The organism is Psychroflexus maritimus (genome assembly GCF_011089875.1).
GTDB lineage: Bacteria > Bacteroidota > Bacteroidia > Flavobacteriales > Flavobacteriaceae > Psychroflexus > Psychroflexus maritimus.
On record NZ_JAANAS010000002.1, the window covers coordinates 18601 to 43296 of the forward strand.

General features: G+C 31.8%; 22 protein-coding genes. 9 read left to right on the forward strand and 13 right to left on the reverse strand.

The genetic code is table 11. The features are described from left to right. Positions 1 to 141: 141 nt before the first annotated feature. On the forward strand, positions 142 to 1737 hold the full coding sequence (gene bshC / locus G7034_RS01280; RefSeq protein ID WP_166399151.1) for a bacillithiol biosynthesis cysteine-adding enzyme BshC: 1596 nt from the start codon (positions 142 to 144) through the stop codon (positions 1735 to 1737). On the opposite strand, the gene G7034_RS01285 is transcribed toward bshC, so the two are convergent. From G7034_RS01285 to G7034_RS01295, 3 genes are all read right to left on the reverse strand, one after another. Then, the gene (locus tag G7034_RS01285) at positions 1738 to 2850 is read right to left on the reverse strand and encodes an O-antigen ligase family protein (protein WP_166399152.1); all 1113 of its coding nucleotides are present in this window, start codon (positions 2848 to 2850) and stop codon (positions 1738 to 1740) included. Positions 2851 to 3052: 202 nt separating this feature from the next. Further along, on the reverse strand, positions 3053 to 3868 hold the full coding sequence (locus G7034_RS01290) for a 2,3,4,5-tetrahydropyridine-2,6-dicarboxylate N-succinyltransferase (protein WP_166399153.1): 816 nt from the start codon (positions 3866 to 3868) through the stop codon (positions 3053 to 3055). A gap of 107 nt (positions 3869 to 3975) precedes the next feature. Beyond that, positions 3976 to 4515 (reverse strand): hypothetical protein, encoded by a 540-nt coding sequence (locus tag G7034_RS01295; RefSeq protein WP_166399154.1) that lies wholly within the window; start codon positions 4513 to 4515, stop codon positions 3976 to 3978. 276 nt (positions 4516 to 4791) lie between these two features. On the opposite strand from G7034_RS01295, the gene G7034_RS01300 reads away from it, so the two are divergent. Then, complete coding sequence (locus G7034_RS01300) at positions 4792 to 5409, forward strand: L-threonylcarbamoyladenylate synthase (RefSeq protein WP_166399155.1); 618 nt, start codon at positions 4792 to 4794, stop codon at positions 5407 to 5409. Between the two features lie 181 nt (positions 5410 to 5590). Here the strand turns inward: G7034_RS01300 and dnaN are convergent, their stop codons facing one another. Further along, the gene (dnaN, locus tag G7034_RS01305; RefSeq protein ID WP_166399156.1) at positions 5591 to 6709 is read right to left on the reverse strand and encodes a DNA polymerase III subunit beta; all 1119 of its coding nucleotides are present in this window, start codon (positions 6707 to 6709) and stop codon (positions 5591 to 5593) included. A 91-nt stretch (positions 6710 to 6800) separates the two neighbouring features. On the opposite strand from dnaN, the gene G7034_RS01310 reads away from it, so the two are divergent. The 3 genes from G7034_RS01310 (at position 6801) to G7034_RS01320 (ending at position 11922) form a co-directional block, all read left to right on the forward strand. Continuing rightward, positions 6801 to 9725, forward strand: a complete 2925-nt coding sequence (locus G7034_RS01310) for a S8 family serine peptidase (protein ID WP_166399157.1) — start codon at positions 6801 to 6803, stop codon at positions 9723 to 9725. Between the two features lie 246 nt (positions 9726 to 9971). Beyond that, positions 9972 to 11144, forward strand: a complete 1173-nt coding sequence (locus G7034_RS01315; protein ID WP_166399158.1) for an acetyl-CoA C-acyltransferase — start codon at positions 9972 to 9974, stop codon at positions 11142 to 11144. 25 nt (positions 11145 to 11169) lie between these two features. Further along, the gene (locus G7034_RS01320) at positions 11170 to 11922 is read left to right on the forward strand and encodes a C40 family peptidase (RefSeq protein ID WP_166399159.1); all 753 of its coding nucleotides are present in this window, start codon (positions 11170 to 11172) and stop codon (positions 11920 to 11922) included. Positions 11923 to 12018: 96 nt separating this feature from the next. Here G7034_RS01320 and G7034_RS01325 read toward each other — a convergent pair whose 3' ends face one another. From G7034_RS01325 to G7034_RS01335, 3 genes are read right to left on the reverse strand one after another with little or no spacing between them, the layout of a single operon-like run. Continuing rightward, entirely contained in the window at positions 12019 to 12888 is an 870-nt protein-coding gene (locus G7034_RS01325; protein ID WP_166399160.1) for a TraB/GumN family protein, read from the reverse strand. After that, entirely contained in the window at positions 12885 to 13493 is a 609-nt protein-coding gene (locus G7034_RS01330) for a hypothetical protein (protein WP_166399161.1), read from the reverse strand. The genes G7034_RS01325 and G7034_RS01330 overlap by 4 nt, the downstream gene beginning before the upstream one ends. Before the next feature lie 5 nt (positions 13494 to 13498). Further along, entirely contained in the window at positions 13499 to 13993 is a 495-nt protein-coding gene (locus G7034_RS01335) for an RNA polymerase sigma factor (protein ID WP_166399162.1), read from the reverse strand. 89 nt (positions 13994 to 14082) lie between these two features. Here G7034_RS01335 and G7034_RS01340 point away from each other — a divergent pair, with 89 nt between their 5' ends. Then, positions 14083 to 15381: an NAD(P)/FAD-dependent oxidoreductase gene (locus G7034_RS01340; RefSeq protein ID WP_166399163.1), complete on the forward strand. Its 1299-nt coding sequence runs from the start codon at positions 14083 to 14085 to the stop codon at positions 15379 to 15381. Here G7034_RS01340 and G7034_RS01345 read toward each other — a convergent pair. The 4 genes from G7034_RS01345 to G7034_RS01360 all read right to left on the reverse strand — a co-directional run bounded on the left by G7034_RS01345 (position 15378) and on the right by G7034_RS01360 (position 20459). Then, positions 15378 to 16961 carry a sulfatase-like hydrolase/transferase gene (locus G7034_RS01345; protein WP_166399164.1) on the reverse strand — a complete coding sequence of 528 codons (1584 nt, stop codon included), beginning with the start codon at positions 16959 to 16961 and terminating at the stop codon, positions 15378 to 15380. The genes G7034_RS01340 and G7034_RS01345 overlap by 4 nt on opposite strands. Then, positions 16951 to 17736: a glycosyltransferase family A protein gene (locus tag G7034_RS01350; protein ID WP_166399165.1), complete on the reverse strand. Its 786-nt coding sequence runs from the start codon at positions 17734 to 17736 to the stop codon at positions 16951 to 16953. Before G7034_RS01350 ends, G7034_RS01345 begins: the two co-directional genes overlap by 11 nt. Before the next feature lie 33 nt (positions 17737 to 17769). After that, positions 17770 to 19056, reverse strand: coding sequence for an O-antigen translocase (locus G7034_RS01355; protein WP_166399166.1), 1287 nt, complete (start codon positions 19054 to 19056; stop codon positions 17770 to 17772). A 182-nt stretch (positions 19057 to 19238) separates the two neighbouring features. Then, positions 19239 to 20459, reverse strand: a complete 1221-nt coding sequence (locus G7034_RS01360; protein WP_166399167.1) for an aminotransferase class I/II-fold pyridoxal phosphate-dependent enzyme — start codon at positions 20457 to 20459, stop codon at positions 19239 to 19241. Between the two features lie 156 nt (positions 20460 to 20615). On the opposite strand from G7034_RS01360, the gene G7034_RS01365 reads away from it, so the two are divergent. Then, complete coding sequence (locus G7034_RS01365; RefSeq protein WP_166399168.1) at positions 20616 to 21053, forward strand: Lrp/AsnC family transcriptional regulator; 438 nt, start codon at positions 20616 to 20618, stop codon at positions 21051 to 21053. 60 nt (positions 21054 to 21113) lie between these two features. Here G7034_RS01365 and G7034_RS01370 read toward each other — a convergent pair whose 3' ends face one another. After that, on the reverse strand, positions 21114 to 22583 hold the full coding sequence (locus G7034_RS01370) for a TonB-dependent receptor (protein ID WP_166399169.1): 1470 nt from the start codon (positions 22581 to 22583) through the stop codon (positions 21114 to 21116). Positions 22584 to 22690: 107 nt separating this feature from the next. On the opposite strand from G7034_RS01370, the gene G7034_RS01375 reads away from it, so the two are divergent. Together G7034_RS01375 and G7034_RS01380 are read left to right on the forward strand one after the other, a co-directional pair. Next, positions 22691 to 23452: an MBL fold metallo-hydrolase gene (locus G7034_RS01375; protein ID WP_166399170.1), complete on the forward strand. Its 762-nt coding sequence runs from the start codon at positions 22691 to 22693 to the stop codon at positions 23450 to 23452. After that, on the forward strand, positions 23452 to 23604 hold the full coding sequence (locus G7034_RS01380) for a hypothetical protein (RefSeq protein ID WP_166399171.1): 153 nt from the start codon (positions 23452 to 23454) through the stop codon (positions 23602 to 23604). Before G7034_RS01375 ends, G7034_RS01380 begins: the two co-directional genes overlap by 1 nt. Here the strand turns inward: G7034_RS01380 and G7034_RS01385 are convergent. Further along, positions 23601 to 24518 (reverse strand): glycerophosphodiester phosphodiesterase family protein, encoded by a 918-nt coding sequence (locus tag G7034_RS01385; RefSeq protein WP_166399172.1) that lies wholly within the window; start codon positions 24516 to 24518, stop codon positions 23601 to 23603. The two genes, G7034_RS01380 and G7034_RS01385, sit on opposite strands and share 4 nt — an antisense overlap. Positions 24519 to 24696: the final 178 nt, after the last annotated feature.

Sequence of the window (24696 nt, forward strand, 5' to 3'; positions counted from 1 at the left end):
TTCCAAAAGTTTTTTTTGTTAGCTATGAATAAAACAAGAATTAAAACATTGTCTTTGAATCCTACTCCCCGTACTAGAGTTTAACTAAAATTTAAAAATCCAAAACAATTGTCGGTTTATATTTGTTGAAAATAAATTTGAATGCAAGACGACTTACCTTATTGTGAAACAGGATTTTTTTCTGAATTAGTTTTGGATTATTTGGAAAAGAATGAAAAATTAGCTGATTTTTATTCAAAATTCCCAACTATTGAAAATTTCAAGCCTCAAATAGAAGCAAAAAAAGCTCATTTTTCAGTTCATCAAAGGAAGGAATTACAGGCTTATTTTAAGCAACAGTATAAGTTAGTAGAACCACATCCTAAGTCGCTTGAGCAAATAAATAAGTTGGTTGAGCCGAATTCTTTTACGGTAACCACAGGACATCAATTAAATTTATTTACTGGACCGCTTTATTTTATATATAAGATTATTTCAGCTATTAACCTTTGTCAGTCTCTTAAACAAGCCTATCCTGAGCACAATTTTGTTCCTATTTATTGGATGGCCACTGAAGACCATGATTTTGATGAAATTTCTTTCTTTCACCATCAAGGAGAAAAAAATATTTGGAAACAAGATGAAGATGGAGCAGTTGGAAGAATTAAAACAGCTAGTTTACATCAATTGGTAGATGATTTTTGTGAAGAATTAGGAGAAAGTAAAGCAGCTCTAAAGTTAAAGGAAGTTTTAATTAAAGCATACAAATATCACACAACATTAGCGGAAGCCACATTTTATTTAGTTCATCAATTGTTTGCTGATGAGGGATTATTAATCATTGATGCTGATCATGTAAAGTTAAAACAGCAAGCTATTCCTATTTTTGAAGCAGATTTAATAAAGCATAAGGCTTTTAATCACGTAACTGCCACTTCTCAGCAATTATACTCTAAAGGCTATAAACTTCAGGTGAATCCTAGAGAGATTAATTTGTTCTATTTAAAAGATGACTTGAGGGAACGAATTATAAGAGACGAAGATAAATTTTTAGTAGTAGATACAAGTATTTCTTTTTCGGAAGAAGAGCTCAAAGCAGAACTCCATAAGCACCCTGAACGGTTTTCACCAAATGTGATTTTGAGGCCACTTTTTCAGGAACTAATTTTGCCAAATTTATGTTATATAGGTGGAGGAGGAGAGCTTGCATATTGGTTTCAGTTGAAGTCGTTTTTTGAAGCTTCAGCGGTAGATTTCCCTATTTTACTTCTAAGGAATTCAGCTTTACTCTATACCAACAAACAACATAAAAAAATAAAGAAGTTGAACTTGACCTTAGCGGATTTGTTTTTGGATGCAGCTAGTTTTGAATCAAAAATAACCCATCAAATTTCAAAAGTAAAAATAGATTTTTCTAAACAACAATTATTTTTAGAAAAGCAATTTGAAGATTTATATCTTTTAGCTGAACAAACAGACGCCTCATTTATAGGAGCTGTTGCAGCACAAGAACAAAAGCAAAAAAATGGTTTAGCACACCTAGAAAAACGTTTGCTTAAAGCACAAAAAAGGAAACACAAAGACTACCTTAAACGTGCCAATCAATTGCGTTTAGAGTTATTTCCTGGTGATTTATTGCAAGAACGTCATGATAATTTTATTCACTATTATATAGAAAGTCAGGGAGAGTTAATTCAACTGCTAAAAAGTCAATTCAAGCCTTTACAGCTCAAATTTAATTTAGTTCAGTACGCTTAGTTAGTTTGAGATTTGTTTTTTATTATTGAGGTAGTACATATAAAATATGCCAAAGAATATTGATCCGTGGTTGGTATGTAAAACATTTTCAAATAAAAAGAAGCATCCAAAAATTAGCATCATAAACTTTGTTTCAATAGGGTATTTTGATTTAAAAATAGGGTATAGTAGGAGAGAAACAAAAAGCAGTAGTGCTACCCATCCACCAAGAAAAGTAAAATTTAAATATGCGTTATGCGTATGAAATTGAGCGCGTAAATAGTATTCTCTTTTTCCCTTTTTTTTAATTTTATTTGCGTAACAATTATTTAATTTGGATTGTAGCTCATTGTTTCCTGAATATCCAAAAAAAGGAATTCCTTCGCTTAAAAAATCTGATGCACAAGACAGGATAACATAGCGTGGCTCATGGTCTAAAGTTCTTTCCAGATCAAATTTATATCCCTCTTCAATTTTAAGTCTTTTCTGCATAATCGGGTTTAACATCACCAAGGCTACTAGTCCTATTGCTGCTAGTAGAAATAAAGTTAATTTTATTTTATGATTTTTATAAAGAGCAAGAAAGTGAATAAACACAGCAATTAATGCAAGCATTGTAGCAAGTCTAGCTGAAATAAGAATTACGAAGATTAATTGGGTAAGAACAAGCCAGTAATAGTTCTTATTCCAAAAACCACGACTTATGTTTTTTAGCTGAATAAAAATACTAGTAACTATGAAAATCCCTAGATAGGGTCTTTTTATATTCAATATTTCACTTACTTCACTTCCTTTGGTTAACACAATTTCCCCATAATTGAACCAGTACGAAGCCATATTGATTAGTGTAATAATGATACTCATACTAACACCATAAACAAAAGCTTTTTCACCTATACCACCACTATTTTTCCATTGATAGCTCAGTGCAAAACAAAGAAGACAAAAAATTACAAAAAGCTTACTATTAAGTTTAAAGTCTTCTACTAATGTTTGGTTATAAATACCTAATGTATAGAGGAATAGTGTAAATAGAATATAAATTTTTATCGGAAAATTAGTTGCAAAATTAATTTTCAGAATTTTTTTTTCTAGGATAAAAAATATAAAACTTAAAACAAGAAAGGGATACATGAATGCATTAGCAAACGGGAAGGTAAAAATCAAAAGACTAAAGAAAACATCAAAATTAAAATGTTTTTTAAAATCAATTTTTCTGAAGTTAGAAATGAAATTCATAAAAAAAGTCTCAAAAATGTATTACAAACATCAAAACTAAAATTTAATCTTGATTATTGCTGCTTTTTAAGACTTTTTTCTTTGGGTATTTTTAATATTAAACGGCTACGTCGTAGGTTCTAAGTGCATCGTTTAATGAAGTTTTTTTGTTTGTACTTTCTTTTCGTTGTCCAATAATTAATGCGCAAGGCACATTAAACTCTCCAGCAGGAAATTTTTTAGTGTAGCTACCTGGGATAACTACCGACCTTGCAGGAACAATTCCTTTCATTTCAACAGCTTGTTCTCCAGTTACATCAATAATTTTTGTAGATGCTGTTAATACAACATTGGCCCCAAGAACGGCTTCTTTTTCAATACGAACTCCTTCTACAACTATACTTCTTGAACCCAAAAAAGCATTATCTTCAATAATTACTGGAGAAGCTTGTAGGGGCTCTAAAACTCCTCCAATACCAACACCTCCAGAAAGGTGAACGTTTTTTCCTATTTGCGCACAGCTTCCAACAGTAGCCCATGTATCTACCATTGTTCCTTCATCTACATAAGCGCCAATATTTACATAACTAGGCATCATAATTACGCCCGCAGAGATGAAAGCACCGTGACGAGCTACGGCATTAGGTACAACCCGAATACCTCGTTCTTTATAACCAGTTTTTAAAGGCATTTTATCGTGATATTCAAAAATACCAGCTTCCATAGTTTCCATTTTCTGAATCGGAAAATATAAGACTACCGCTTTTTTCACCCATTCATTAACTTGCCATCCTTCTTCAGTAGGTTCTGCACATCTTAATTTGCCTTGGTCAATAAGATTAATTACTTTCCTAATGTTCTTAATGGTGTTTATGTCTTGTAGTAAATCTCTATTATCCCAAGCATTTAAAATGCTTTGCTTTAATTCTTGCATATTTTATTTTTTGGCAAATATAAATGAAACTTAATTTCTAAATCTTAATATTATAGTTGAATTCATTAGTTTTTAATTTTATTTCTTTAGGTTAAGGTTGGAGCTTCTTAAAAACCATTTTCAGGATAGATTTTTTCTTTAATCTCGATCGCTTTTCTGTTGTTTGCATTAGTAATACTTATGCTAGGCATGTAATTACCTTTAAATCGTTCAGTATTTATTTTAACAATTACCTTTTTGTTGGGGCCTTGTAATAAAATTGCATAAGGATAATCTTCATCAACAAATCTTTGCGGACTGTACCAGAGTTCGTGTTCATTAAGCAGCACATAATTTTTAGATAGTAAATATTCTCGGCTTGTTTTTAAGTGGTTTACTGTTTTGATGTAGTTAATGCCATTTTTGTTTCCAGCTGGTTTCATTACTACAAGTTTAAGTTGGTTTTCTTCAAATATGCAAAAGTCTTTATCAATCTCCCAAATTACCCCTTTTCCAAAATCAATTTCTCCGTATTTATTTTGGTTTTCGGCTAAGGCTTCATTGAACTCAGATTTACTCATTCCTTCATAAAGCGAACGATATAACTGAGTTTGTGAAGTGCTTAGCAAACATTGGAAAAATATTATTACAGCCAGTATTTTTTTCATTTTGTTATGTTGTTTCTGTAAGACAAATTTAAAATTATTTCAAATTTATAAGTATAAAAATAACCAATTTTAGGCAACAATATCAACTTTAGCCAAATACTTTTAAAACTAAGTAGTTTCTTTCCTTAATTTGTTTTTAAAACAAAATGAGCATCACTTTTATTAATAATTCAACTCAATATTATTTTTTTTTACTAAGCTAGAATTATGATTTATTAAAGACTGTTCTTAAGCATTATTTTATAACTTAGTATTCTAGTTTAATTTTTTTAGATTATGGCAGAATTAATAAAAATATACAACGAAAACCCTTCAGAAAAAGAAATTCAGAAAGTGGTTAAGGTGCTTAAAAAAGGGGGGCTTGTTATTTATCCTACGGATACAGTTTACGGACTAGGATGCGATATCAAAAACACTTCAGCTTTAGAAAAAGTGGCACGAATTAAAGGTGTTAAATTAGAAAAAGCTAATTTCTCTTTTATTTGTGAAGATTTGAGTAATTTGTCTGAGTATGTAGCTCAAATAGATTCTAATACCTTTAAGATTTTAAAACGAAATTTACCAGGTCCATATACATTTATCTTGCCTGGAAACAACAATTTGCCAGCCGTATTTAAGAAAAAGAAAACAGTAGGAATAAGGGTGCCTGATAATGCTATTTCACAAGCTATAGTAAATCATCTAGGAAATCCAATAATATCTACTTCAATTAAAGATGAAGACGAAGTTATAGAATATACAACAGACCCAGAATTAATCAAAGAGAAATGGGATAAGTTAGTAGATGTTGTTATTGATGGTGGATTTGGCGGAAACGTGGCTTCTACAATTATAGACTTAACCTTAGAAGAGCCAGTATTAGTTAGAGAAGGCAAGGGCAGTATTGATATTTAGTACCAATCAAAAAACAAATTAAATTAATGTTATCACTTAGTTTTTAGGTGAATTCAAGTAATCATTATTTTTCTTCTGTTTCAATCTTGATGTAGGGAAATAGAAAATAATTGCAAAACAACTAGAAAAAATAAAGAGGTCACTTAATTTAAGTAGCCTCTTTATTTGTATAAACTTAAGTTTATCTACCTAACATTACTGGCATTACAAGCATGGTAACGCTTTCGCCTTCCTCAAGTCCATCTATAGGAGTTAATATTCCGGCTCTATTTGGCAAGCTCATGGCTAGTTGAACTTCATCGGCATTTAAGTTGTTAAGCATTTCAAGTAGAAATTTTGAATTGAATCCAATCTCCATATCATCACCTTGATAATCACAGACTAAACGTTCTTCAGCTTTATTAGAATAATCAATATCTTCAGCAGAAACTTTGAGTTCTGTTCCTGCAATTTTCATTCTAATTTGGTGGGTAGTTTTGTTTGAGAAAATAGAAACCCTTCGAACGGAGTTTAGAAACTGCATTCTATCGATAACTAAAACATTTGGATTTTCTTTAGGGATTACAGCTTCGTAGTTAGGGTATTTACCATCAATTAAACGACAGATTAAATCAAAGTTTTCAAAGCTAAATCGCGCATTTGATTCGTTGTATTCAATTAAGACTTCGTCTTCCTCACCAGCTAAAATGTTTTTAAGTAAATTAAGTGGCTTTTTAGGCATAATAAACTGTGCATCTTCAGAAGCCGATAAATCATTTCTACCGTACTTTACTAGTTTGTGAGCATCCGTTCCTACAAATTTAATTTCGTTTGTAGAAAATTCAAAAAAGATTCCGTTCATTACGGGCCTCAAATCATCGTTACCCGTAGCAAAGATAGTTTTGTTGATGGCAGTAGCTAAAACATCAGCATTAATGACTGTGCTGCTAGGTTCTTCAACATCAACTGCTTTAGGGAAATCTTCAGCAGAAGAATAGGCTAAAGCATACTTCCCAAAATCAGAACTAATTTCAATAGTTTGGTTATCCATGACTAGAAAGGTAAGCGGTTGCTCTGGAAACTCTTTAAGAATGTTTAAAAGAAGTTTGGCTTGAACGGCAATTTCTCCAGTGTTATCAGATTCTACGGTTATTTTAGCAGACATGTTAGTTTCCAAATCGGATGCAGTAACTTGAAGTTCATTTTTATCTAAATGAAACAAAAAGTGATCTAAAATTGGCATTGTGTTATTGTTGTTAATAACCCCACCAAGAATCTGGAGTTTTTTTAACATTTCTGAGCTTGATACAATAAACTTCATATTTAAGGCTATTAATTTTCTAAATAATTTATCTCGCGAAAGTACATATTAATAATGTTTTTTTTTACTAAATTGCGAAAAAAATATACATATGCAATTTAAAACTAATTTTATACTTCTAGTAAGTTTTTTACTAACTATTTTAGCTTATGGACAAAACAAACCAATCCATAATATTACAACAAACTACAATCAAGATTTAATTAAGCAACAGTCTAAAACTTTCCACAGCTCGTATATTGCCAAAAAGGAAGAAGCTTTAAAATACGCAGCTCAAAATAACATTCCTATTGTTTTAGATAATGAAAATGGAACTAAATCATATCTAGAGGCTATAGAGGAAGATGGTAGCCTTTATTATATAACAGTGTACAATGCTGGAGCCGCATCTACTTCAAACGTTGATGAATTGTATGAAGGTGGAGCATTAGGTCTTAACTTAACGGGTTCAGGTATTGATATTGGCGTTTGGGATGACGGAAGAGCAAGAGCATCGCATGAGGCTTTAGCGGGTAGAGTTGAACATAAAGACAATGCACCTGCAACTCCTTTAGGTCATACTACGCATGTTACAGGTACGGTTATTGCTTCTGGCGAATTTAACCCATCTGCTCAAGGAATGGCATTTGAATCTACGGTAAGTGGGTATGATTTTTTTAATGACATTACTGAAATTCAAAACGAAGCTGGCGATGGAATGATTGTTTCTAATCATTCATACGGCTTGGCACCAACTCAATTAAGTGAATGGCAATTTGGGGCTTATATAAATTTGTCTAGAAGTATGGACTTGATTATGAATTCTGCTCCTTATTATTTACCAGTAATGGCGGCCGGAAATTCTAGAAATAATAACCCTGTTAATAATCCAGAAAAAAACGGATTTGATTTAATTACCGGACGTCAAGCTTCAAAAAACGCTTTAGTTGTAGCTAATGTTTTTGAAGTTGACGAGTATGTTAATAATGCTAGCGTTCAAATTAATAGTAGTAGTAGCTATGGACCAACAGACGATTTAAGAATAAAACCTGATATAGCTGCTAAAGGAACAAATGTTTTATCCACATTTCCAGGTTCAGATAGTGAATACACTTCATTAACAGGAACTTCTATGGCTTCTCCAGTTGTAGCTGGTACTGTTGCATTACTCCAAGAATTGTATTTTAGTTTAGAAAATGATTATATGAAATCTCATCAGGTTAGAGCACTCCTGTGTGGTACAACTCTTCCTGCAGGGCCTTTCGGTGCGCTTCCAGATGTACGCTTTGGTTTTGGACTAATGAATGCAGAAGCCGCTGCCACAGTAATTTTGAATGACGGATTTACAACAATTTTTGACGAGATTACTCTAAATGATAACGATACTTTTACAGAAGATTTTACCGCATTAGGAGGAGATATACCACTTGAAGTAACAATTGCATGGAATGATCCTGCAGCTGAAACTCAACCCAATGGTGTAGTTGATTTTGATGAGCCTAGATTGATTAACGATTTAGATTTAAGGATTTTTAAAGATGGTGAAGAGTTTTTTCCATCATTTATAAGGCCTTATATTTTTCAGCATACTACAGGGGTAGGTGATAACAATGTAGATAATATAGAAAAAATTAGAATTGATGCACCCGAAGGCGAATATACTATTCAAGTGAACCATAAAGGGAATCTTTTAGACGGAAGTCAAGATTTTGCAATTGTTATTACAGGTGTAGGTGAAGAGGAGTTTAATATTTTGGCAACAGAAACAACTCAAGAAGTGTGTCCTAATGATTCAGCAAATTTCTTATTTGAATTACAAGCGATCCCTTCTTTTAATGAAACGGTTGATTTTTCTACAACGGGTTTACCTGATTCAGTTGTAGATTCATTTTCTCCTACTCAAGTTTCAGAGAATGCTGAAATTGAACTTGATCTTACTAACTTACAAGGTCTAGAAACAGGTACTTATAACTTTGATGTAGTTGCAAGTACATCAGAAGAAAGTGTGTCTCAACAGTTTACTTTAACTGTTTTAGAGGATGAGTTATTTAATGATATAATTATTGATTTTCCTCAAAATGAACAAGAGGATATTTTGTTAAATCCTATATTTGGGTGGCAAAATGTTCCAACTGCTCAAGAATATCTTATTCAACTTTCAGAAAACATTTCATTTGATTCTGTACTTTTTTCTGAAACAACTTCAGAATTAACATTAACCTCTCCAGAATTGCTTCCTGGAACTACTTATTTCTGGAGTGTTACACCTATCAATAATTGTTTAGAAGGGGAACAACAAATACAATCCTTTACAACTGAAACTTTAGACTGTAAAGATGAATTATTAGCTACTGATTTACCAATAACAATTGATGACACAGCTACTGGATTGTACGAAACTTCCATAAATGTTGAACAAGATTTTGTAGAACAAATTTCTAAATTACGTGTTTCAGTAGATATAGACCATACTTATGTTGGTGATTTAATTCTAACCTTAGTAAGTCCGTCCGGAACTGAAGTTGTTTTGTTAAACCAAGTTTGTGACCAAGGCCAAAACATTGATGTAGTGTTTGATGATGCCGGAGAAGTATTTAGTTGTAATCCTGGCTCTCCCACTTTATCCGGAACAATTCAGCCTGAAAACTCACTTAGTAGCTTCATAAATGATGATTGGGAAGGAGATTGGACGCTTATTGTAGAAGATACTTTTAATGGTGATGGAGGTACAATTAATAATTTTTCTCTAGAAATTTGTGATGGTACAGGAACTCTATCTGCTGAAGTATTTGATGAAACAAGCTTTGCCATGTACCCTAACCCTGCTAGTCATCAAGTAACTATTGATTTTGACAAGCCTAACGGGGATTCAACGGTTACTATTTTTGATATCAACGGAAGAATAATTAAGCAAGTAAAAGCTTCTTCGTTTGATACCGATGTAAAAATTAATGTTAGTGACTTTTCAACAGGAATCTACATGGTAGAAATTAGTTCGGGTGGAAAGAAGTCAACACAGAAATTAATTGTAAAATAGAATTCGTAAAAATCATAGATTTTAAAACTACTTCATTAATTTGGAGTAGTTTTTTTTTGCTTTATTTCTTAACACCTAGTTATTAGTTCAAACTATTTTTTACTTTATCTGTTACATGAATTGAAAACAAAATCACTTAAGCCTTATTAGCCTGAGTTCGATTATTAGTTTACTAATTTGATACAATTTGCTTTTTACAATGCCTCAAAATCCTTAATTTAGCAACCAAATTATAAATTTAAATTTATGAAAGAAGTAGTTATAGTTAGTGCAGCAAGAACACCAATAGGAAGTTTTTTAGGAAGTTTGTCAACTGTTCCTGCTACTAAGCTTGGTAGCATTGCCATTAAGGGTGCTCTAGATAAAATTAATTTAGACCCAAAACTAGTTAATGAAGTGCTTATGGGCAACGTGGTTCAAGCAAACAATGGGCAAGCACCTGCTCGTCAAGCAGCACTTGGCGCTGGTATTGAAGAAAATGTTCCTTGTACTACTGTAAATAAAGTTTGTGCAAGTGGTATGAAAGCAGTAATGCAAGCCGCTCAAGCAATTGCTTTAGGCGATGCTGAAATTGTAGTTGCTGGAGGAATGGAAAACATGAGCATGATTCCTCATTATCTTCCTTTGAGGAAGGGGCAAAAATTTGGTCCTGCGCAAATGATTGACGGAATGCAAAAAGATGGTTTGGTTGATGCATACTCGCAGGAAGCTATGGGTACTTGTGCCGACTTGTGTGCGAGCGAGCATAAAATTTCTAGGGAAGAGCAAGATGCATTTGCGATAGAATCTTATAAGCGTTCAGCTCAAGCTTGGGAATCAGGTAAATTTGCTAATGAAGTAGTACCGGTAGAGGTTCCGCAACGAAGAGGTGAGCCCTTAGTGATTAAAGAAGATGAAGAATTTAAAAACATTAAATTAGATAAAATTCCTCAATTGAGAGCGGCATTCTCTAACGATGGAAGTGCAACAGCAGCTAACTCTTCAACAATTAACGACGGAGCAGGAGCAATGGTGTTAATGAGTAAAGAAAAAGCGAATGAGCTAGGATTAGAAGTTTTAGCAAGTATTACTGGTTATGCAGATGCTGCGCAAGAACCTAAATGGTTTACAACGGCTCCGGCAAAGGCTTTACCTTTAGCGCTAAAGAAAGCAGGTGTGACGCAAGATGAGGTTGATTATTTTGAATTTAATGAAGCTTTTTCAGTTGTAGGTTTAGCAAATATGAAACTTTTGGGCTTAACTTCAGATAAGGTAAATGTAAATGGTGGGGCTGTTTCTTTAGGTCACCCACTAGGATGTTCAGGTGTAAGAATTTTAATAACTTTACTTAATGTTCTTCATCAAAACGATGCAAAAATTGGTGCAGCCGCTATTTGTAATGGTGGAGGAGGTGCCTCTGCATTAGTTATGAAAAGATAATTTATTTAAATTTTACTCAAAAATAATGCAATACGGTATTTGCAAACTAGGTATTGTTCCTGTTAGAATTTTACCTAATGATGAATCTGAAATGGTTACACAATTAATATATGGTGATCATTTTGAAATAATTACTATCCATAAAAATTGGTTGCAAATTCGTATTGCTTTTGATCATTACGAAGGCTGGATAGATCAAAAACAAGTTCATGTTATTGATGCTTTAGCTTTCAATGAAGTTGATAATCAAGTTTTTGATTGTTCAGCTGATTTAATTGAGTACGTTCAATTAAAAGACCACAGCTTGATGGCAATTCCTTTGGGAAGTTGTTTGGCTGGTCAAAAAATCTTTCAGCACCAATTTGAAGGGCATAAAAATAAATCACTAATCGATCAAAAAAAAAATATTCCAGAAACAGCTGCGATGTATCTCAATTCTCCTTATATGTGGGGAGGGAAAACACCTTTTGGAATAGATTGTAGTGGCTTAACACAGATGGTTTATCGCTTACATGGATATGTCTTACCAAGAGATGCATCTCAGCAAGCTAAAGAAGGCGATGCATTAAGCTTTATAGAAGAAAGTGAACCAGGCGATTTAGCTTTTTTTGATAATGATGAGGGGAGAATTATTCATGTTGGAATTATGCTTAAAGATAATTATATTATTCACGCACATGGTTATGTTAGAATTGACAGAATTGATCACACGGGAATTTTTAATGTAGAAACAAAAACATACTCTCACCAATTGAGAGTGATTAAGAAAATTATTTAATCTTGCTTAGGTCATTTAAAGACCTAAATAAAATTTTTATTCAATATCCATATTTTATGAGTGAAAATTGAATAAAGATTATTTAAATTTTATATTTTAATTCATAGCTGTTACTTCATAACCCTCTTTTCTCAAAAGATTTATTAAGCCTTGTTCACCTACTAGATGTATAGCTCCAACACCAATAAAAATACTAAATTCTGTCATCTGTTTTTTGATTATAGGAATCCAATTTTTGTTTCGTTTAATTAAAATCTCATCTTCATACTCGATAAACAAACCTTTATCTTCATTAGCAATTTCACTCAATCTATTTAAGTCTCTTTCCTGGTAAGCATGAGCCATAGCTAGCATTTGTTTTTGATCACTTTTTCCATCATCCCTAGCAGAACCAACCAACATTTGCGCTTGTTTTTTTAGTGGAATAGATTCAAAAACCCTTAATTGGTCTTCAACTGTTTCTAGACCAGCCTGGTCAATACCAATTTGCTGAGCAAATTTTGCAAGTAACAGATCATAGGCAGTTACTTGATCACAATCAAAAAGGGAAGGAATCAACATAACACTCAAATAAATTGGTTTAATTTTTTTGATAAACTCCAAATCTAAACCTTGTTTAGCTAATCTTGGGTGAAGGAAGTTTAGGACTAAATCGTAGTCTTCTTTAGACATTAAATTACCTAAATTTCTACCTTTACCCATAAACATTTGACTAGCCATTTCTTGGTTTACACCAGGATCATTTAAATTAATTTCTAGCAGTAGTAATTCAGAATTCATCAGTGTTTCTTTAAGTTGATTTCCTAATTCAAGCTCACAACCTGCATGCATTGTTCCAAATAAATAAGAGGTCTTTTCTTGTTGTGGATCTTCAATTTTCCAGAGCAGTGAATTTTCTAAATTTTGTGCAAATAAAATACTGCCCAATAGGATAAACAAACTTGTAATTTTAAACTTTATATTCATAATTCTAGTTTTTTTAATTGTTCGTAATTTTTATAAAGTCGCCTAATTAAGGTGCCATAAATTATCCTATAAAATAACAAAAGTAAGCCAACAAATACAAGCATAATCACAAAAACAGCAAGTATATAACCCCAAATAAAGCCTTCCATATCTATTTCCATGTGTTGTAATGTAAAGTAATTGGAAACAATAAAACTAAAAATAAAAATAACAACATTAAACCAAACATAAGCCTTTACCGTATTTCTGGTTTTAATGATAGACTTCATTAATTTTTTGGAATTGTCTGCAACATTAATGTTTTTGTACCTGCTGAAAAATAAAGCAATAAAAGTAATGATGACTACATAATTAATAATTAGAGTGATGCGATAAAAATAAGTTAGATTTACTTGGTCAATAATCTCATTAAAGTCATAAAGATAGGTAAGGACTTCTATTCCAATCCAGAACAAAAATTCTAGGATACTAATAATAAAAATCCATTTAACTATTGAAGTAGATTTTTTTTGTAACATACTGTACAGTTCATTTTGACTGTATTTTGGAAGATTTTTATTTTGCTTCTTCCATTCTTGTTTTAATAAATCTAATCCTTCTGCCATACAAATTACATATTGATTAGCTCCTTCAGCTTTTTTTTAACTCGGTTCATTTTTACTCTTGCATTTACCTCAGAAATACCAAGTGTTTCGGAAATTTCTTTATAATTTCTATCTTCTAAATAAAGAAAAACTAAAGCTTTATCTATATCGTTTAGTTCTTTTATCGCTTGGTACATTAATTTTAAATTTGCTTCAGTTTCATCATCGTACTTTTCTTCAGATAATTTAAATTCAAATTCAGTAATGCTAGTGGTTCTGATGCTTCTTTTTTTCTTCCGATACAAACTTATAGCTGTGTTTAGAGCTACTCTGTACATCCAAGTGCTAAACTTGGCATCTCCTCTAAATTTTGGATAGGCTTTCCATAGTTGAATGCTAATTTCTTGAAACAAGTCTTTATGTGAAGCTTCATCATAGGCATATATTCTGCAAATTTTATGCACAATGTTTTGATTTTGCTCAAGTAAATCTATAAACTTTTTTTCTAATTTATTGTTCACATTAACTTGTTCTAAATTGTTAGTAGTAATTTTTTCTTAATGTTACAAAAACCAATCAGGTATTTTATAATTTTATAAAAACTAAGTTAATGAATTTACCCAAATCTGAACACCCAAGATTGGTTATTATTGGTGGAGGTTTTGCTGGTATAAGTTTAGCTAGAAACTTAATCAACCACCCCGTTCAAGTAGTCATGGTAGATAAACGTAACTACCACACATTTCAGCCTTTACTTTATCAAGTTTCAACCTCTGGATTAGAGCCTGATTCTATTGCTTACCCTATTCGTAAAATTTTTAATAAAAGCAAAAATATTTTTTTTAGACTGGCTGAAGTTCAATCGATTAATGATAAAGATAACTTTCTCTCTACTTCCATTGGAAAAATAGAGTTTGATTATTTAGTTATTGCCACTGGTTCAAAGACTAATTTTTTTGGAAATAAAAATGTTGAACAGAATGCGATGAGCATGAAATCCATACCTCAAGCCCTTAATTTAAGAAGTCTTATCTTAGAAAATTTAGAAGAGGCAAGTATTACTAAGGATTTACAACAAAGAAAACGTTTACTCAATTTTGTTATTGCTGGTGCCGGTCCAACAGGAGTTGAGTTAAGTGGAGCTTTAGCTGAACTAAAAAAACATGTGGTTAATAAAGATTTTCCTGATTTAAACATGGATGAAATTCAGGTTCACCTTATCGAGGGGGAAGACCGAGTTCTTCCACCAATGAGTAAAAAAGCATCTAAGAATGCTACAAAATTTTTAAAGAAACTTGGGGTTATTATTCATACGAACACTTATGTTGAAGATTATAAAGATTTTGTAGTTGAAACAAATTCTGGAAAAACTTTTGAAACAGAAACTTTTGTTTGGTCTGCTGGAGTTGGCGGAGCACCAGTTAATGGTTTAAAGGCTTCAAGTATTATTGACAAAATGAAGCGATATAGGGTAAATCATTACAATCAGGTTGATGGATATGAACATATTTTTGCTTTGGGCGATATTGCTTTAATGCAAACCAAAAACTGGCCAGAGGGGCATCCTATGGTTGCACAACCTGCTATTCAACAAGGTAAACATTTAGCAAATAATTTCAAACGGACATTAAAAAATCAAGCCTTTATTCCTTTTACTTATTTTGATAAAGGAACTATGGCTACCGTAGGAAGAAACAAAGCTGTTGTGGATTTACATAAACTCAAATTTGGTGGAGCTTTTGCCTGGTTTATTTGGATGTTTGTTCACCTTTGGTTCTTGGTTGGATTTAGAAATCGACTTGTGACGTTCATGAATTGGGTCTATAGCTATATCAATTATGACCGTGCAGCAAGAATTATTGTTAGGCCTTTTAAATCTAAGAAATTAGAAATGCACGACGCCGATTAGCGCACAAGTTTTTCATAATGTATTCCTGAATTAAGTAATCTATTATTAAGCTTAAACTCTTCAGAAAATAGACTTCTTCTTTTTCTCTTTTGTTTAAATTTTATTTTTGAAAAATCGGCATAGGTATCAAAAAAATAATTCAGCATAAAAGTCCTCTTTGTATCAATAGTTAAACCATAATTTTTAAAATAATCATCTGATGTCCAAAACAAAAAAGGTACTTCAAACATAGGTGGGCTTGGATTTTCTTCGTAATGGCCAGCAAAACTTCGGGTTTGATAGACCTCTTCGCCATGGTCAGAGAAATAAAGCATGTTTTTTTCTCCTTTTTGTGTTTGGAGAGATTTAAAAATTTCTTTAAGCATGAAGTCAGTATAAGTAATAGAATTATCATATGTATTTCTTTTTTGAACTGCTTCATCTGTATTTACTACTAAATTACTGGCTTTATCATGAAAAACATCAAATTCTTTAGGGTAACGGTCCTTATATTGAAGGTGACTTCCAAGTAAGTGAATAATAATAAATTTTTTCTTTGCAGGATTATTGAGTGCCTTTTCAAAATAAGGAAGAATGACTTCATCATGAGGAGTTACAGACCCTGCAATTGCTGTATTGGTGTAATGAACATGATGACTAGCTTTAGATATTTTGGTAACTAAACTTTCGTAAGGGCCAACAGGACGCTGGTTTGAAATCCAAAAAGTAGTAAAGCCAGCTTGATTCATTAATTGCACTAAGGTGGCCTCTTTATCTTTTTGAAAATGATTATAAGTGAGTACTTTTTTTAATGAGCCAATGGTGAATGCGCTGTTGCTAATTACGTCTGTGTAAATATTTATTTCAGGTTTAAGGCTTGTTAAAAAGGGAGTTGTAGCTCTGTCATAACCATAAATAGTAAGATGATTTCTACTGGCAGACTCCCCAATAACTAGAACATAGGTCGCTTCATCATCTCCTATATGCTCAACCTCACTTAAAAAGCTTTCTTGTTTATCTAAGGGTAAATCTTTAAGTTGAAAGTGTTCATATTGGTAAACAATTATACCTCGAGCAAGTAAATAAGGAAAATTTTGATCAATTAAATGTGAGAATTTAAAAACAGCAAGTAATGCAATAAATACACTTAGACAAATCCATTTTTTTTGCCTCAGAATTTTTACAGAAATAGAATTTCTATATTTGATGAAGAATCCTAGGATTAGTAATAGATGAACTGCAATTAGAAAAATACTTTTTGCATTGAAATAGAAACTTAAAAACTCACGAGCTTCAGCAAGATTAGTTTCAAATAATACAAAGATTGCTGAAGCAGAAAAATTTGTGCCAAACCAAAAATAATAAAGGGTTTCAGCTCCACAAGTTAGTCCAAAACCAAGGTAAAATAAGCCTGTCATGAACTTAGTTTTAAAAACCGAATGAAGGTTTATAAAAACAAATAAAATAACCAAAAAAACATGGTTTTCTAAAAAATTAATCCATCGGTCTGGTCTAAAATCACTGAAAATTAGCTCAAAAATAAAATTGATATAAATAGGAGCAATCCACCAAAAAAGAGATTTTTTAAATTCAATTTTCATTGGTTTGGTGTGTTTTGACAAAAGTTAAACATTGAATCATTTTGCTGTACATAGGCAAAACTTCTTTAGATGATATTTCTTTTTTCCTCCATAAAAAAAATAAATACTTAATCATCCAAAGGTAAATTAAGTTTTTTAATTTAGGGTGTCTTAGTGCAATTGCTGTTTTTAAAAAACCATCAGAAATAGGATTTTGACCACTGCTTTTTCCTTGATGCTGAGCAATAATAGCATTGATTCTTTGCATTTTTATTCCCTTTTTCTTAAGTATTCCCGCCAATATTTGTTCTTCTCCCATAGGAAAAACAGCATTAATTCCAAACTGAGTATTAAACTTCAAATCATATTCTTTTAGTAGCTTTAGGTTCAGGAGCATTTCAGCAGAAGAAATCTGTTCGATTTGTTTTTTAGTTCTAATTTCGTGGTTATAAGTTAAATACTTTTTAAAAGACTGATGTTTCTCATTAGTTAATTGAAAAACAATAAGCCCACAGTTTTCAAAAGCAGCAATAGCTTGATTAATTTTAATTTCAAAGTTTTCTTGGTAAATTAAATCATCATCTGCAATTAAACCAAATTTTGTTGTACAATGCTTAATCGCTAAATTTCTACTTTTACTAAGACCTATATCAAAAGAATTAATAACTTTAATAGTAGAAAAATTACTTGTGATTTTATTTTTAGGCGTAGTTTGGTTAACTATAATCAAATTAAATTTATGGTAATCGTGCCTAGGAAACATCTGGTCTAGAAAGCTTAAATTAGACCTGTTCATAGTTGAAATTAAAAGGCTGAATTTTTCCAATTTTTAAATTTTAGTAAAAATTACTTTTCTGAAAACGCTCAAAATTATAATCAAATAAACAAAATAAGCTAGAAAATGTGCAAAGGCCACTCCTTCAAGACCCATTTTAGGCAAAAATAAGAGGCTGAAAACATATAACGAAATAGCTAATATAAGATCGGTAACAATAAAATGAACTACCATTTTCTTGGCGTGAAATTGATAAGCCAAAACCAAAGCAACCACTCTAAAAAAATCACCCAATAGTTGCCAAAAAAACAAGTTTGAAGTCGGTAAGAATTCTTCTGAAAATATTATTTTAATTAGCACTTCTCTAAAAAAATAAACTCCTATTAGACCAATGGCAAATAGAGGAATTATTTTTTTGTAAAAATCAAAAGCTATACTTTTAAATTCTGAAGCTTTCTTTGCTGCAGCTAATTTTGGAAGAATGTACAGGTTGAGAAGCGACAAAATAAACAGCATATAATAATTCGTAATTCTGTTGATTGCATCCCAATACCCTGCCTGGTCTTCACTAAAATTTTCAATGATGAAGTTCCTTATTCCTAAATAAGCCACGGGGAAACATATACTTGAAATTAAGGTCATTAAAGCGTACTGACCAAGATTTTTTAGCAAGGGGGTAGAAAAATAGAACAGTTTTATATTGAATATTGTAGTTAAAAAAAATCTAGATTGATAAAGCGTATATATTAGAACTGCTAATGGAAGTATAATTAAATTTAACAATGCTCCTTCTAAGTCATAAAACAATAAAAGTAATACAAATAAACCAAGGTTGAGAAAATGACTAGCAACTTCTATTTGAATTACTTTTTTAAATGCTGCAAAGCCCTTTAACAAATTAATCAAGAACGAATTAAACACATGAAAAGGAAGAATAACAGCAAATAGTTGAATAATATACGTGTAGTCCCTTTGTTGAAATATGTAATCATTGATTTCTCTTGCAAAATAAAAGCAAAAACCCATAACAAAAAGCATTAACAATGCTGAACTAAAAAGTAGGGTACTATAAAGAGAGTTTAAATTTTTATTATCTTCTTTATATTCTGCTCCATATTTTATAATTGCCTTCTCAAGGCCACCTGAAGCAAAATGGGAAACTAGCTTTTGAACATCCCTTAGGTTTCCAATTAATGCGATTCCTTGTGGTCCTAAAAAATTTGCAGAAAGTTTAGTAACGATTAATCCCGTAATCATTTTTATAGAAATGGAAACAGAGTTCAAAGAGGAAACTTTGAGTAGGGGAGAGTGATTAATTATTTTTTTTAGTCGGTTCCGCATTTAACTTTTAAACTTGGCTAAGTTAAACTATTCAGTTGGCAAGACCAAAACTAATTAAAAACTGATTATTTTTAGCAACTAAATTTGAAAGTCAATAAATACTTTTTTCTTTATTGACTTTCAGAATTAATTAAGAAAGATAAGGTATATCTTATATGATTAATGCTTATTAGATAAAAAACTTAGATAGACATTGAAGAAGGCTTAATTTTTAAAGCTTCTAAGCAGCTTTTCATTTCTTCAAAAGTGTGATGAATGTTATAATCTAAGCCAATAGAAAATCTTACTAAACCTTTAGAAAGCCCCATTTCTTTTTGCTCATTTTCTGGAATTTCTGATGAGGTTGAACTTCCTGGCGCACTGAATAAAGTTTTGTAGAAGCCTAGACTTACGGCTAAGTAACCTAAGTTTTTATGTTGGAGCATTTCCATAAAGAGGTTGGCATTCTCTAGGCTTCCTAAATCTACGCAGAAAAGACCACCAAAACCAATACTTTCGTCCATTTGATTCTTCATAATTTCATGTGATTTTGCTGAATTCAATCCAGGATAAATCACGCGGAAACCTAAAGATTGAAAAGCTTTTGCTAAATATAAAGCATTGGTTGAATGTTGTTTCATTCGAATAGGTAATGTCCTTAGGTTTTTAAGTACAGAAGCTGCACGAAGACTATCTAAAGTTTGACCAAGTAACATAGCTGCACCATCATTTACATCTTTTAATTTATTGATAAATTCTTCAGATGCACAAACTGCTCCACCAAGAGTATCTGAACTTCCATTGATAAACTTCGTCAAACTGTGAATAATTACGTCTGCTCCTAATTCTTTTGGTCTTAAAGCTAAGGGAGTAAAGGTATTGTCAACTACTAATGTTAATTTATGTTTTTGGGCAATTTTTGCTAAAGCTTGAATATTTGCGACTTCCATAAGTGGATTACTAACAGTTTCGCAATACAGTACTTTTGTGTTTTTCTGAATAGCATTTTCAACGGCTTTTAAATTAACTATGTCAACAAAACTAGTTTCGATAGTTAATTTAGGAGCGAAATTTTTCATGAAAGCATAAGTTCCGCCGTAAACTGTTCTACTGGAAACTACATGATCACCAGATTTACATAATTGTAGAATTACGGAAGTAATTGCTCCCATTCCAGAAGCAAAAACATGAGCAGATTCTGTTGCTTCCATTTTAGCTAAGGCTTCACTCAAATATAATCCGCTAGGCGAACTATGACGCGAATATAAATAGCAGCCTTCAGTTTTACCTTCAAAGGTATCTGCCATAGATTGAGCCGATAAGAATGTATAAGTTGATGAATCTGAAATTGAAGGGTTTACTCCTCCAAATTCACCAAAAAATTGTAATTCTTGAATGCTTTGTGCTGCGGTGTTTTTTTTCATTTTACTAAAAATTAAATTTTTTCAAAATTAAGTAATTAAGAATATAAAACAATTTAAATTATCATATTTAGAAAAATAAACTAATAATAATATTATTATAGAATTAAATTCTATATTTTTGTGATTCAAACTATTTATTAACGATAATTTTTCATCATGAATTTGGATACTATAGACTTCAAAATATTAAATCAGTTGAGAAATGATGCTAAACTAACCACTAAGCATTTAGCTCTTCAGGTAAATTTATCACCAACTGCGGTTTTTGAACGCATTAAAAAATTGGAACGTAACCAGGTAATTGCTGGTTATCAAGCTAAAATTAATCCGTTTAAAGTTAATCTTTCGTTTTTAGCTTTTTGCATGGTTCAACTTGAAAAACATACACAAGAATACTTGAATGTCTTTGAAAGTGAAGTAAATCAACTTGAAGCAGTTGTTGAATGTAATCACGTAAGCGGAAGTTATGATTATTTACTTAAAGTAAGAGTAAAAGACATGGACGCTTACCGAGAATTTATTGTTACGAAGCTCACAAAAATTCCGTACATAGCAAACACACAAAGTGCATTTAGTATGAAAGTAGTGAAATAGAGGCTTAATTTAAGCGATAAGATTAAGTAAGCCGCTTCAAAACTTGAAGCGGTTTATTATTTATTTTTGAACATAAAAACCAACTTTTTCTGGTTTTTTATAATCACGTTGAAATAGCTTTTCATCCTTAATTTTCTGTGCTGTTTTTTCTGGTAAAAGTCTTTCCCAACCTTCCTTGTTGTTAGCAATCATATGCAAGACTTGTCTAGAAAATATCTCCATCACTTCGGGGTTATAATTTTCAACATCAACCACCCTTCCGTTATGTTTGAAAAACTTGTAAAGTTCTTTCATGCGAGGGTGAACTTTTAGGTTATCGCTAGTAGTTACTTCACCCGTGTCAGGATTTTTGTAAGGATATAGATAGACTTTCAGGTCTTTGTAAAATAATTTACCAAAAGCTTCTAAAATTCCACCACTTAAATGGCGGTAGTATTTCTCATCAAAAACATCAATAAGGTTATTAACTCCCATAGATAAAGCCATTCTTTCTTTGGTGTAATTAGATAAGTATTCAACCAGTTTATAGTATTCTTGAAAGTTAGAAATCATAACTGTATGACCAAGTTCGCATAAAAGTTTAGCCCTGTCCATGAAATCTTCTTCATCAATTTCACCTTCAGAACGCAAGTTTGAGAGTGTGATTTCAAAAATCACTTCAATATTCTCTCGATTAACTTTTTTCTCTTTGGCAAATAGTTCTAAAGATTTTTCATAAATATCTTCATTTACTTTAGTCACTGGTCTAAAACTTCCTCTTAAAGCTAGAATGTTTTTCTTATAAAGAACTTTAGCAGGAAGTACATTATTAGCACTTGGATCAAACATTACTGCGTCAGTCATTCCGTTTTTGACCAATTGTAAACTCATTAATCTATTATCTACCTCCTTAAAAACAGGACCTGAGAAGTTGATGGTGTCAATTTCAATTTGATCTTTATCAATATGGTCATACAAATCCTTTAAAACTTGTTTGGCATCACTGTGAGCATAAAATGCCGCATAAATTAAATTAGTCCCTAATATTCCTAAGGTGTTCTGTTGCAGTCTAGCATCGTTTTCTTTAAACCTGATGTGCAAAACAATTTTATTGTATTCACCTTTAGGTTCTAATTGGTATTTAATTCCTACCCAGCCATGGCCTTTATAACGTTTGGCAAAATCTATTGTGGCAACCGTATTAGCATAGGTAAAAAACAATTTGTTTGGATGCTTAGATCTAACTATACGTTCTTCAATTAATCGGGTTTCATGATCCAACATTTTTTGCAGCCTGCTTTCTGTCACATATCTTCTGTCGTCTTCAACTCCATAAACCGCATCCGAAAAATCTTTATCGTATGCACTCATGGTTTTGGCGATAGTTCCAGATGAACCGCCGGCCCTAAAAAAGTTCCTTACGGTTTCCTGTCCTGCACCAATCTCTGCAAACGTACCATAAATGTTTTCATTTAGGTTGATTCTTAGGGATTTATCTTTAACAGATTTGGCGCTTTGAAAATCTTTATCACCCATTATCTTAATCGACATACAGCTTGATTTTTTATTAAAGTTTTTTTCAGTATTGCTAGCTACAAATATAAGGAAAAGCTTAGTTAAATGAAATATTTATACCTACATTTGTGTTAAAAAAAACATTGAAAGTTACATTTTTAGGAACAGGAACTTCTCAAGGAATACCCATAATTGGAAGTAATCATCCCGTCTGTTTAAGTACCAATCCTAAAGACAAAAGATTAAGGGTCTCAGTACTTTTAGAATGGAACAATTTTAACTATGTAATAGATTGTGGACCAGATTTTAGACAGCAAATGATTGCTAATCGTGTAGAACGTATCAACGGTATTCTTTTTACTCACGAACACAACGATCATGTAATAGGACTTGATGATGTAAGGCCTTTTTATTTTAGACAAGGAAATATTTCAATATTTTGTCATCAGCGGGTTTTGAAAGAATTGAAAAAAAGATTTGAATATGTTTTTCAAATAGAAAATAAATATCCAGGGGCTCCTACACTAAACGAACATATCATTGACGATTCGCCATTTAATTTAGGCGATAAAAAAGTCATTCCAATAAATGTTTATCATCCTGATTTACAGGTCTATGGATTCAGGTTTGATGATTTTGCTTACGTTACAGATGCTAAAGTTTTTCCTGAGGAAGAAAAAGAAAAATTAAAAGGAGTTAAGGTTTTAGTTCTTAATGCATTGAGGAAAGAAGAACATAGATCACATTTAAACTTAGCTCAAGCCTTAAAAATTATACAAGAAATTAAACCTGAACGCGCTTATTTAACGCACATAAGTCATCACATGGGTTTTCATGATGAGGTTCAGAAGGAATTACCCGAAGGAGTTTTTTTAGCCTATGATAACCTTAAAATATCCATTTAATGAAATCTAAATTTTACATGTACGGATTTGTTTTTGCAAGCTTAATAGCTCTATTGATGTACTTTAATTCTAAAAAAACCTACGAAGCTCAAGCCAGAGAGATTGATTTATTAAAGACGCAAATTGAACAATTAAAGAAAGACTGTAATTAACTCTCAATTTTTTTAAGTCTATTCCTTAAACGCAAAGCCCTATTTGGAAAGTCTGTGATTACACCGTCCACATTCATTAAAAGTAGATTTCTTAAATCTTCAAACTCATTTACCGTCCAGGGTATGATTTGAATTTTTTTTCTGCGGCATTTTTTAATTAAAGACTTGGTAAGTAGTCTATAATTTGGGCTATAAATTTCAGGAATAAACCCTAAAGAATTAATTTCTTTGTCTATTTTTCCATCAGCAGAAATCAGACATGTAGAATAGGCGGGGTACTTGTCTTTAATTACCTTCAAAATACGAACATCAAAACTTCTAAGGTTAATTCTTTTTGAAGGGAATTCAGCAATACTTTCCATTACTAAGTCAACAAAAGTTGAGGGTGAAGGATGGAATAAACCATCGGTGATCGAAGCAGACTTTAATTCTATTGTATAAGCGATTTCTTGTTGGTGGTTTTTTGAAATAAACTCCATCATAAATAAAGCATCCCTTAACAAAGGTTTGCTACTTTCTTCAGTTTCTTGTTCGTCGAACAAAGGGTGTCTAAGCGACCCACAATCATATTGTTTAATTTCATCGTAATCCATTTGATAAAGATTCAATAACCTTGCTTGATCTTCAGAGATTCTCTTTCCTTCTTTTGATAGGCAGGTTAATGGATTCATCCAGGCTTCGTGAGAAACAACAACTTGATGATCTTTAGAAATGACAACGTCTAACTCTATTGAATCAACTTCTAGCTCTATGGCTTTCTCAAACGAAGCAATTGTGTTTTCTGATGCTAAACCTCTTGCGCCTCGATGGCCAACGACTAAAAAATTAGAAGCGTAGGGCTTCTTGAATTTAAAAAACCGATTTGTGTTCAATTTTTGTTTAGATTTGCTGTTACTTAATGAAGTTAAATTCATAACAAACGTTTAAACAAAAGTACTTAAATCAGCATTTATTTGCTTAATTCAACGGTTAACTTATTGATAAGCCTATGTGAATTTAAAAACAACTTCTTCGCTTTTTTTCTAATTTTCAGATCAAAAATAATTCCTAAATTTATACTACTTTCTGTTTTTTGATTTTTTAAACTATATT